Raw genomic sequence first — 12,075 nt, 5'->3', positions numbered from 1 at the left:
GGCCTTCAATATCATATACTCACATTAAAAACGCACCTCTATCTTTTTACCTGAATATTTAATAATCTTGTCTGCCTTTTCAACGATCTCAACTCCATTTCCGTGGTCCTTCTTTACAAGTATAGTATTAAAGGTTCTATGCAAAAGCATCCCGGGATAACTACCTTTACGATCTTCTATAGTAAGTGTTTTTGTTTGATCATTCCACTTTATCGTAATAGTTGAATAAATATTACGCTCGTAATTATAATTATCGTTTTCATCCTCATACAATGTAAAGATCCCATTGGCTCCCTCATATACTCTTAACTCCAGGTTGCTGGCATCTTTTTCACCTGTGTATTGCTGAAAGGGGCCCATTGGCAAAATAGAACCGGCTTTCACATATAAAGGCATTATGTCTACTGGTACTTCTTTTTCAATTTCCTGTCCTCCTTTTGTTTTCTCACCTGTCCAGAAGTCAAACCAATCAGTACCTTCAGGCAAATAAACTTTATGAGTTTTTGTTTTGCTGAAATCAGTAATTGTTTCACCATTAATCCTGCTGGTATAAAGGGAATCGGTAACAGGAGCTACTAGAATATTTTTACCGAAGAGGTATTCATTATTTATTTCCCTGGCTTTTTTATCAGCAGCAAAATCCATTATTAATGCACGCATCAGGGTACCGGATTTTGAGGTTACCTCCCAGGCATTGGAATAGTTATAAGGAAGCAAACGATAACGAAGATGAATGAATTTTTCTATCGCATCGTAAGCCCAGTAACCTTTCTCCCCAAACTGATAAATCTCCCTGGGTGTATCGGTACCATGCGACCGGAACATAGGCGTAAATGCAGCAAATTGTAACCAGCGTACATATAATTCCTGGAAAGCAGCATCCTTAACGCCTTTGGGATAATTACGCCAGGAGAAGAAGCCGCCAATATCGGTATTCCAATATGGAATGCCACTTAAAGAAAGGTTAAGTCCGCCGGAAATCTGTTTGTGGAAAACATCCCACCCGGATACAATATCCCCTGACCAGTTAGTGGCGGCATTACGTTGCTGACCAGCAAATGCCGAGCGGGTAAGGATAAATACGCGCTTATCAACGTTTACCTGCCGTTGGTGTCCATATACACCTCCGGTAGTAATCAGCGGAAAAGCATTACGAACTTTTCTGAAGCTGCCCAGGTAAGTACGGTTATCATCATCACCAGGTTTAGGTACTATCTGGTCGGGCTCGGTGGCATCCATCCACCAGCCATCCATGCCGAGAGAAAAGATATTTTTGCTCAGATATTTCCAGTAAATATCCCTCGCTTTGGGATTAAATGCGTCGTACACCTGCACGTCCGGAACCGCTGGCCAGGTAGTTAAATCATAGAGCATATGCTGCTCTTTTAATTCCTGGTAGATCTTCGTCTTATTCCCAAAAGAAGGCCATATGGAAATAATAATATGCGCATTTGCCTGATGTACGCTGTCAATCATGGCTTTGGGGTCTGGAAATGCAGGATTACCAAATTCCATAGCATTCCATTCATTATCATGGACACCCCAGTATTGCCAGTCCTGCACAATTCCATCCAGCGGTATTTTTAATGCCCGGTATTTCTTCACTACCTCCATCAGCTCATATTGGCTCTTGTAACGTTCCCGGCTTTGGGTGAATCCATATAACCACCTGGCATACATAGGAGCCTCACCGGTAAGCCAGCGCATTTGAGCAATTACCTTATCTGCATTGCCGCCATTAATAAAATAATAATCAGCGCAGTTACCAATTTCAGATGCAAAAGAAGCAACATTTAAGGTATCATTGAAAATAGTGGTTGAATAGTTATCCCAGAACAACCCATATCCTTTAACAGATTGAAAGAAAGGCACCGCAATCTGCATGTTTTGCTGCTTCAGTTCCAGTTGTTGGTTGCGTTGATTCATCAGCCCTTTCTGATGTTGCCCCAGACCATAAATAGCTTCTTCTTCTTTTAGCAGGAAAGACTGATTTACCCGGTAGCTATTTTCTGCCCCATCTTTTGTTGGTGTGAATTGAAGTCCGGCTTCTTTTTCTTCCAGCAATGCCACTGCAGCAGCATTGTAAAAACTGATCTGTCCTGTTTTCAGGTTGATGGTAGTTTTCAGTGAAGTGCTGTTTACAGATAATACATTTCCATTTTGATGTACACTTAATGGAGTGCTTACGGGTGTTTTTATTACTGACAGACTTTTCTTCTCATCAGTAACACCTGCGGGATATTTTAGTACCCGTACAATATCTGCATTAAAAAAGCGGATTTCAATGTTTATTGAGTTGATGGTAGCTTTTATCCCCCCATCTGTCCGCTGGTATTGCTGAGACCAGGCACTCATCGTAAACAGCAAAAGCCCGGAAAGTAGTGATGTGCTTTTTACATTTAACATGACTTGTTTTTTCATCGCGTTGAACTTTATAAAGCGCTATGGCTTGTAATCATAAGTGGAATACTAAATTAAGCGTCAAATTAACAATTATTAAATTAATATTTATTTTTTGTTGCTTCAGTACTATTTAACGGGCTTTAAATACCCTCCGAACACTTGTTGCACCTTATTTTTAATCATTTATTCTTAAAATAGATGTCAAAATGACGATTAATAAAAAAAATTTCTTAGTTTTCGTCCTCAGAAACATTCCACATAATAATAAGATCGTATTCCAGGTTATGAAATGTACAGAAGCATGGGTAATATTTATGTAAACTAAGAGGCTCCCTTTTTTGCCAATAGGTACTTTTCTTAATTCAGGGACATGAAATCGCAAGGAATGCCAACTTAAGCAGAACAGTATAGATAACAGATAATATAACGTTGTGATTTTTTCTTATATAAAAATAGCACGACTTCAAAGCAAAAACATTTATCAATCCAATTTCAAAACTGAAGTTCATTGCCAGGGTATGTTATGGCAATACTTTGTTTAAACTTATTTTAAAATGGGTTTTATTAAATACGCCAGGCTTAGTTCATTTTGCAGGGTTACTGCATCCCTGTTAATTCTCCTCTGCTTATTATTTGCAGGCACGTCCTCAGCTCAGAAGATAGTGGCTGGAATTAAACATATTTCCCCGGACCTGTTTGGGATCTTCTTTGAAGATATCAGTTATGCGGCAGATGGGGGACTCTACGCCGAATTGGTTCAGAACCGGTCTTTTGAATATAATCCGAACGACAGGAAAGACTGGCAACCATTTACTGCATGGGAATACCTGACCAAAGGTTATGGGTATGGAACCATTTCTGTGGAAACCACGACGCCCATCCATCCAAACAATCCCCATTATATTGTTTTGAAAGTAGAAGATGTGGGGCAGGAGGGTGTAGGTTTAATTAATAAGGGCTTTGATGGAATAGTGATCAGGGCTGGTGAGAAGTATAATTTTTCAATTTTTACCCGCCTGGTTTCGGCGGATCCCATACCATTATCCATACAGTTGCGAAGTAAAAAGGGAGATGTTTATGGAGAGGCTACTGTTACTGCAAATGCAAAAGAATGGAATAAGTATACAGCTGTAATTGAAGCCACACATAACGATGACAGTGCTGTTTTAGCCATTACTGCTAAAAATAAAGGGACCCTTGCAATTGATATGGTTTCGTTGATTCCGGACAAAACCTTTCATGGTAGGGTAAATGGACTACGGTCTGACCTTGGTCAGGTAATTGCAGATTTGAAGCCTAAGTTCATGCGTTTTCCAGGTGGTTGCCTGGTTCACGGCGATGGGTTAGATAATATGTATCGTTGGAAAAATACCATTGGACCAGTTGAACAGCGTAAAGAGCAAAGAAATATCTGGAATTATAATCAGTCTGCAGGACTTGGGTATTTCGAATACTTCCAGTTTTGCGAAGATATAGGAGCCAAACCTTTACCTGTTCTTCCAGCTGCTGTTAGTTGCCAGAATTCCGGAGGTACCTGGCAAATAGGAGGAACAGGACAGCGGGGATTACCTATAGATGAAATGGCTGATTATATTGCGGAAGTACTGGACCTGATTGAATATGCCAACGGCCCTGTAACCTCCACCTGGGGCGCCAAAAGAGCCGCGGCAGGCCATCCAGCTTCCTTTAACCTGGAATACCTGGGTATTGGCAATGAAGACAAGCAAACACCGGAATTCCGGGAACGTTTCAAACTGATTTATGACGTTGTTAAAAGTAAACATCCTGAAATCACTGTAATAGGAACAGTAGGACCATTCCCGGCAGGGGAAGATTACGAACTGGGCTGGAAATTTGCCAACGAAAATGCTGTGCCGATAGTAGATGAACATTATTACGAAAAGCCGGAATGGTTCCTTGCTAATACAAGTCGGTATGACACTTATGACCGCGAAAAATCCAAGATATACTTAGGGGAGTATGCTTCCAGAGGCAATACATTCTATAATGCGCTTGCTGAGGCTGTTTACATGACTTCACTTGAACGTAATGGTGATGTGGTACGAATGGCTTCTTATGCCCCTCTTTTAGCAAGGATCGGGCATACATCCTGGAATCCCAACCTTATTTATTTTACCGGTGCTGAGATTCATCTTACCCCGAATTATTATGTACAGCAAATGTTTTCAAATAATCAGGGGGATGTTTATTATCCGGATATCGTTTCATTTAAAAAAGATACCGGTGTAGCATCATCATTTGTGAAGGATAGTAAAACAGGAGATCTTATTCTTAAACTGGTAAATGCCAGTGAGGCCACAGTGCTGGCTAAAGCTGATCTTTCCAGCTTCAGGTCCTTAAGTAGTAATGCCACACTTACCTTTTTAAATGGCCAGAATGAGGCAAAAGATAATGTAGTTCCGGTAACGACTGTTTTGAAGCCGGAAAAACAATTCAAATACAGTATGGCACCTCATTCGTTATCTGTAATCAGGATAAAATCAAAAGAGGGTAAATAATAGATATCGCTTGGCAGGATCGGCCATTGGTTCGAAAGCTTGAATAATTCGGCTCCAGGTTTGATTTCATGTTTATGTCAACTTCCACATATGAATGATGCGCATCTTCAACAGTATGCAGACGATGTCCTTTTAAATTTGCTTAAAGAGGACAATAAGGAGGCATTTGATGTTATTTATATGAGGTACTGGGAGCGGTTGTACTTTTATCTTGTAAAAGCAATTAAGGATGCCGAAGAAGCAGAAGATATCCTTCAGGAGGTCTTTGTTTCATTTTGGAAACGGCGTAATAACCTGGATGGTATTGAATCTCTCTCTGCCTATCTTTTCTCCTGTGCACGATACAGTGGCTTCAGATATATTCGTAATGAAATTAAAAAGAATGATTTCAGGAAATCATGGAACTTCCTTTTCCGTGAGGAAGATGATTTATTTGAAATGCAACTCGCCGCAAATGATTTGTCAAGGCTGTTAAATAAGGAAATTGATAAGCTGCCAGTTAAAATGCGGGAAGTTTTTATTTTAAGCAGAAAAGGAGAGCTTTCATATAAAGAAATTGCTCATAAACTTAATATCTCTGATAAAACGGTTAAGAAACAAATTAATAATGCTTTAAAGTATTTACACTTAAAGCTAAACGGGAAAGCATTCCTCTCTGTATTTATCCTCATTAAGTTATTTCGACCATAGTGATATTTGTTATCACTATGAATCTGTAAGATGCAAGCTTAATAAACAAGGATTACTACCAAATGGATACAGACCGCAATCCCACCTGAATCCAATTCCTCCTTAAATAAAATATTTTCCAATTGATGTTCAATCAATTGGAAAATATTTTATTTCCATCTACTACCAGGCGCTGTTTTTATACACTTCATTATTAGCCACGTGAAACTGATATGAAAAGTATAATTGCCGCTTGTCTGATGTTCCACAACTCAAGTCAGCTCTAATGAAAGAAAAAGACTTTAAAAATCTGCTGGACCTTTATTTAAAAGGTGAATGTACTGTTGATGAAAAACAGTACCTCGAATCAATATTTGATCAGCTTTCCACAGAAGGAGAGTTTGATGAAAAAATAGTTGATAAAGAGGCTGTTATGCAAAGGTTAAAAGAACGAATAGATTTGCAGATCAGGAGAGAAAGACTCATCAGGCTTCCTGTTATATTGAGGGTTGCTGCTGCTATATTCCTGATAGCATCTGTTGCAGCATTCTTTTATTACAAAAGCAATAGGATAGACCCTGCGCAATATGTAATTACAACAGTTCCAAAGGGGCAGAAAATGAAACTGACTTTGAGTGATGGATCTACAGCAATGTTAAATGCCGGCTCCCGGATCCGGTACCCGGAGAAATTTAACCTGGACACAAGGAGTGTAACATTATTGGAAGGAGAAGCTTTTTTTGATGTGAAGCATAATGATGAAAAACCTTTCGTGGTAGAAACTCCGGGAACACAGACAGAAGTATTGGGAACTGCTTTTAATGTACAGGCGTACAAGGAATTTAAAGAGGTAAAGGTTACCGTAATACGTGGTAAAGTGGCTGTAAAAGAAGCTGTATCAGGGGGGCAAACTCCTGTTCTGCTATTACCCGATGAGCAGGTTACAGTAAATACAGCTACCGGATACCAGGCAAAAACGCACATAAATGCAAATGAAAGCATAGGCTGGATTCAGGGAAAATTCCTATTCAGAAATGAAACACTGATGAACGTTGCATTGATTTTGCAGAATAGCTATAATGTTAAAATAGAATTTAAAAAAGAAGCAACGAAAGAGATACGTTTCACCGCAAATTTTGATTCAACCGATTCATTAGAGAAGATCCTTTTTGCTATTGCTAAAGCAAATGGACTAACCTATTCAATTAAAGATAAGATTGTTCTATTCTGATACAAAGCATTTATCAACCAAATAAAAATAAGTATGCACTGAAAACCACGAAAATTAACCATCATAATCTGTATTAACAATGAAAACAAGCATCACTTCCATGTGATCTGATCAGCCAATTTTAGAAGAAATACGGCCATTTATTTAACCAAACCACGCAAATGTTATGAAAAAATTCATTTGGTATAATCTCTATGCCTTCCAGAAAACAATAAGTATTAGTTGTAAGATATTTTTATTCATCACGTTAGGAACCCAGATATTATTTGCAGGTTCTTCAATAGGACAAACTGCCAAAGATATAAAGATTGACATGCAATTCGAAAGCAGGACCTTGCAGGATGTTTTAACCGGAATGCAAAAAAAGAGCGGCTTAGGATTTGTTTACAATGATAAATTGGTATCTAATTACAAGAATGTATCTATTTCAGCCAGTAAACAATCTGTTACCACTATCCTGGATAAGATCCTGAAGGACACTAATCTGGATTACCTGGAAAAAGATAATCTGATCATTATAGTTGAAAAGAAAGCAAAACCTGCTTCTCAAAACTCCAATACCTCCAATGAATTCTTTGAGCAAATTACCATAAAAGGTAAAGTAACTGATGAAAATGGGACACCATTAATTGGTGTAAGTGTTAAAGTAAAGGGGGGACATACCGGAACCTCTACGGATGCTGCCGGACAATATACAATTACTGTTAATGATGGAGCTGCAGTACTCATATTTTCTTATATAGGATTTCAGGATCAGGAGGTGCCTTCATCAGGCAAATCATCTATGGATGTTGTGATGAAAGTAACAGTAGAAAATCTCCGGGAAGCTGTGGTGATCGGTTATGGAACACAAAGAAGGGCTGATGTAACCAGTGCCGTTGCATCCGTAAAGGCAGAGAATTTTGTTAAAGGGCCTGTAGTGGATGCGGGTCAGTTGTTGCAAGGTAAAGTTGCCGGTTTAACCATTGCAAATCCTAGTGGTAACCCTACTGGCGGATCGCAAATTTTGCTCCGCGGAAACACAACTTTATATGGAGCTAATTCTAATCCCTTAGTAATCATTGACGGGATTCCCGGCGACCTTAAAACAGTATCTCCTGAAGACATAGAATCAGTAGATGTGTTGAAGGATGGTTCATCTGCCGCTATTTATGGAGTGAGAGGTTCTAATGGCGTAATCATCATAACCACCAAGAGAGCAAAAGGAACGACGACTAACAGTGTTGATTATAGCGTTTATGCAACTACCCAGGTTATTGCGAAAAAGCTGGATATGCTTACTGCGCAGGATTATCGCGACCAGATTAAGGCGGGAACGAGACTAGCCTCATGGGATGCAGGAAGTAATACCGACTGGTTGAAAGAAACAACCCGCACACCGTTAACACATGTGCATAACCTGACTATAAGAGGTGGAAACAATACAACAAACTACCTGGCTTCCGGAAATTACCGTGCAATGGAAGGTATCTTTAAAAAGAGTGATAACAACACATTTACAGGAAGAATAGATGTGAACCATAGTATGTGGGATAATAAGCTAAAGCTTAATATCGGAATACTTAATCAAACCAATAATTATACAAGGAATAATAATGGCGATAACAGCTTTAATGGCTGGATATACAGACAAACAATAATACGCAATCCTACAGAGCCTGTACGCGATTCTGCTGGTAATTTCTACGAACAAAAGGGGAATTTTGATTACGAAAATCCTATGGCACTGTTGTTTGAAAGTGATGGGGAGTCAAAAAATGTAAACTCCCGTATGAATGCTACGCTTACTTACAAACCTGTTAATAATTTAAAACTGTCTGCCCTTTTTTCGTATTCCAGATATAATGAAAATAAAGGGTATTCAGAAAGCAAAAAACATATTTCTACCATTAAAAGCGGTTTGAATGGGTTTGCATCCGTAAGCTCCAGCCTGTCTATTGACAGGCTTACAGAATGGACTGCTGAATATTCTAAATCCTTAAAAGATCACCACTTTGTAATTTTAGGAGGGTATGCTTACCAGGAAAATGTTTCTTCAGGTGCGTATGCTGATAACCAGGATTTTCCTACTGATCTCTTTAGTTATAACAACATAGGATTAGGTGAAGGGATAAAGAATAAACTGGCCAATGTAAGTAGCTATAAAACAGAAACAAACCTGATTAGTTTTTTCGGAAGATTAAATTATAGCTATAAAGACAGATATCTGCTGTTGGCAAGTTTAAGGAGAGAAGGAGCCAGTCAGTTGTATGGAGCTGTTAATCCCTGGGGTAATTTCTGGGCTGTTTCCGGAGGTTGGAGAATTTCCAACGAAAACTTCATGAAAGATCAGAAATTGTTTGATGATATAAAACTACGCGCAGGTTATGGTATAACAGGAAATCCTCCATTAGCGGGATTTCTCAGTAAGCCGTTGATAAACTATGGAGACTATGTATATTCTAATGGCCAATGGACAAGAATCCTTGTTCCTGCTACAAATGCGAATCCTTATATCAGGTGGGAAGAAAAAGCGGAAGCAAATATTGGACTTGACTTTAGTTTATTAACAGGCCGAATAAGTGGTAGTGTTGATGTTTACAATCGACGGATCACAGGACTACTTTATAACTATGCGGTACCAAGTCCTCCGAATTTATACCCCAGTACAACAGCCAATGTGGGTAAGATGGAGAATAAAGGCATAGAGATAATGTTAAATTTTGTACCGGTAAAATCAAAGGATTTTGTATGGACTACAAGTGTTAACTTCTCCACCAATTCAAACAAACTAATTAGTTTATCAAACGAACTATACCAGACAACTACTCCATACTTCACTACCGGGTTTGCAGGTATACCGATTCAAACCTTTACCAATATTGTAACAATTGGCAAGGGAGTCGGAGATTTCTACGGATATAAGGTTATTGATATTGATGCCAATGGTAAGTGGATTTATGAAGGGAAAGATGGCAAGCCTGTTAATTATGATGACTTCGCACATAGCTTTGAAGACAAAAAGGTAATTGGGAATGGCCTGCCAAAATATTATGCGGGTTGGAATAACAGTTTTTCCTACAAAAAATTTGATTTAAGTATTACCATGAGAGGTGCATTTGATTATCAGATCATCAACTCTCAAAGGATGTATATGGAAAACCCAGCTATTCAGAACTATAATATTTTAAAATCTGCTTATGACCCTGTTTTTGGTAAAACAGCATTGAAAGTAAATGCACTGGAGTTTAACAGTTATTACGTAGAGAATGGAAATTTCTGGAAAGTAGATAATATAACACTGGGTTACACATTCAATAAAATAAGTAATAAATATATTAAAGGGGCACGCTTCTACGCCTCAACCTTAAATACGTTTATTATTACCAAATACAAAGGATTAGATCCGGAAGTAAACAGGCTTGGCTTAAATCCGGGTATGGATGATCGTGATAAGTATCCTACTACCCGTTCATTTACTTTAGGAATGAATTTGAATTTTTAACAATTGAAAAATCAGACGATGAAAAAGCTAGCAAAGATTCATTTATTTGTTGCAGCATTTGTTGCTGTAATAACAATATCCGCCTGTACCAAATTAAAGAATACACCTTATACCGCTATTATATCTACTGAATTTAATCCTGGTAAATCCGATCTGGTAGCATTGGTAGGAGCAGGATATTCTCAATGGCGTTTTATATTGCTTGACTGGAATGGTTTATGGCGGGCACAGGAAGTTACGGGAGATCAACTTGTAATACCGAAACGTCCCTGGGGCTGGTTTGACGATGGTGTTTACCAAAGGTTACATAAACATACCTGGACTACAGATGACGATGTGGTTAATCAAACCTGGAGCAGAACATACGCAGGTATTACAAATTGCAACAGGATTATTTATCAGATAGAATCCGGCCTGATTCCAATTACCGAGGGAAAAGAAGCGACCCTTGCTGAATTGAAAGTTCTCCGCGCTTCCTACTATGCAATTTTGTGCGACTTTTATGGTAATGTTCCCATTGTAACACAATTTGATCTGCCATCCGGATTTTTGCCTAAACAAAATACCCGTGTGGAAGTCTATGATTTTATTGTTAAAGAACTTACTGATAACATCCCTTTATTAAGTGCTGAAAATAATACTGAGACTTACGGGAAATTTAATAAATGGGCAGCTTTTACGCTTCTTGCTAAAATGTATCTGAACGCCGGTGTTTATACTGGTACCACCAGATGGACCGAATGTATCGCTGCCTGTGATTCTGTTGAAAAATCAGGGGCCTTTATATTAGAACCTGTGCAAAAAAATGTATTTGTAACTGAAAATCAGGGTTCAAAGGAGATCATTTTTGCAATACCGATGGATGAAGATTATACAAACAACTGGAATGCATTTGATCTTCATATGCAAACGTTACAGCAGGAAAACCAGGCAACTTACAATCTTAAAAATACTCCCTGGGGAGGTATCTGCGGTATTCCTCAATTTATAAGCACCTTTGATGTAAGTGATATAAGGTACCAGAATAACTGGATTAAAGGCCAGCAATATACTTCATCAGGTCAGATGCTCTATGTTGCCCAGGGTGATTTCACAGGTAAGCCATTGGCTTTTGTCAATGAATTACCCGGACTTGAAAAAGGAGAATCCGTGCATGGTTTTCGTTTGGGTAAATTTGAAATAAAAAAGGGAGCTACCAACAGGTTAAGTAATGACTATCCTATTTTTCGCTATGCGGAGGTACGGATGATGAAAGCTGAATGTCTTCTTCGCACAGGACAGGCAGATGCCGCTGCCCTTATTGTTACTGAGGTAAGACAGCGGGACTTTATATCAGATCCATCTAAGGCCGTTGTTACGGGTGCACAGCTACAGATGGGCAGCTCTTATGCTTACGGCCTTAAAGATGCGGTAAACAATCAGTTTACTACTGAAGGCGGGGCTGATATTCAATATGGCAGATTTTTAGATGAGTTAGGATGGGAGTTTGAACAGGAAGGACACAGGCGTACAGATATGATCAGATTTGGAGCATTCTCTACAAAATCATGGTTATCTCACGCTGCTACAAACAATATTAACAGAACACTGTTTCCTATACCAAGAACGGAAATACAGAAAAATGGCAACCTGATACAGAACTTAGGGTATTAATATTTGTGTACAGAAATTAAGCCATTATAATAGGATCATGAAAGTTTGATCCTGTTATAATGGCTTAATTTTTACTGGTATTCAATTGTAATTGTTCAGTTTGCCAGTATCATAAA

At 38.7% G+C, this 12,075-nt stretch carries 6 protein-coding genes; 5 read left to right on the top strand and 1 reads right to left on the bottom strand.

The features are described 5' to 3' along the window. Positions 1–24: 24 nt before the first annotated feature. Complete coding sequence (locus BM176_RS11740) at positions 25–2,421, bottom strand: glycoside hydrolase family 31 protein (RefSeq protein ID WP_090103065.1); 2,397 nt, start codon at positions 2,419–2,421, stop codon at positions 25–27. Between the two features lie 536 nt (positions 2,422–2,957). On the opposite strand from BM176_RS11740, the gene BM176_RS11735 reads away from it, so the two are divergent. From BM176_RS11735 to BM176_RS11715, 5 genes are all read left to right on the top strand, one after another. Further along, positions 2,958–4,922 carry an alpha-L-arabinofuranosidase C-terminal domain-containing protein gene (locus tag BM176_RS11735; RefSeq protein ID WP_090103063.1) on the top strand — a complete coding sequence of 655 codons (1,965 nt, stop codon included), beginning with the start codon at positions 2,958–2,960 and terminating at the stop codon, positions 4,920–4,922. Between the two features lie 39 nt (positions 4,923–4,961). Then, positions 4,962–5,612, top strand: a complete 651-nt coding sequence (locus BM176_RS11730; RefSeq protein WP_143097787.1) for an RNA polymerase sigma-70 factor — start codon at positions 4,962–4,964, stop codon at positions 5,610–5,612. 265 nt (positions 5,613–5,877) lie between these two features. Beyond that, the gene (locus BM176_RS11725; RefSeq protein ID WP_090103060.1) at positions 5,878–6,822 is read left to right on the top strand and encodes a FecR family protein; all 945 of its coding nucleotides are present in this window, start codon (positions 5,878–5,880) and stop codon (positions 6,820–6,822) included. A 166-nt stretch (positions 6,823–6,988) separates the two neighbouring features. Continuing rightward, positions 6,989–10,306, top strand: a complete 3,318-nt coding sequence (locus BM176_RS11720) for a TonB-dependent receptor (protein ID WP_090103058.1) — start codon at positions 6,989–6,991, stop codon at positions 10,304–10,306. An 18-nt stretch (positions 10,307–10,324) separates the two neighbouring features. Then, positions 10,325–11,959: a RagB/SusD family nutrient uptake outer membrane protein gene (locus BM176_RS11715; RefSeq protein ID WP_090103056.1), complete on the top strand. Its 1,635-nt coding sequence runs from the start codon at positions 10,325–10,327 to the stop codon at positions 11,957–11,959. Positions 11,960–12,075 lie beyond the last annotated feature (116 nt).

Source organism: Chitinophaga sp. CF118, from assembly GCF_900112615.1.
In the GTDB taxonomy this organism is placed as follows: Bacteria; Bacteroidota; Bacteroidia; order Chitinophagales; family Chitinophagaceae; genus Chitinophaga.
This window is presented reverse-complemented; position numbering and strand designations above follow the sequence as displayed.

Coding starts and splice junctions, on each gene's coding strand:
- BM176_RS11740 (WP_090103065.1), bottom strand. CDS start 2,421: ATGAAAAAACAAGTCATGTTAAATGTAAAAAGCACATCACTACTTTCC.
- BM176_RS11720 (WP_090103058.1), top strand. CDS start 6,989: ATGAAAAAATTCATTTGGTATAATCTCTATGCCTTCCAGAAAACAATA.
- BM176_RS11735 (WP_090103063.1), top strand. CDS start 2,958: ATGGGTTTTATTAAATACGCCAGGCTTAGTTCATTTTGCAGGGTTACT.
- BM176_RS11715 (WP_090103056.1), top strand. CDS start 10,325: ATGAAAAAGCTAGCAAAGATTCATTTATTTGTTGCAGCATTTGTTGCT.
- BM176_RS11725 (WP_090103060.1), top strand. CDS start 5,878: ATGAAAGAAAAAGACTTTAAAAATCTGCTGGACCTTTATTTAAAAGGT.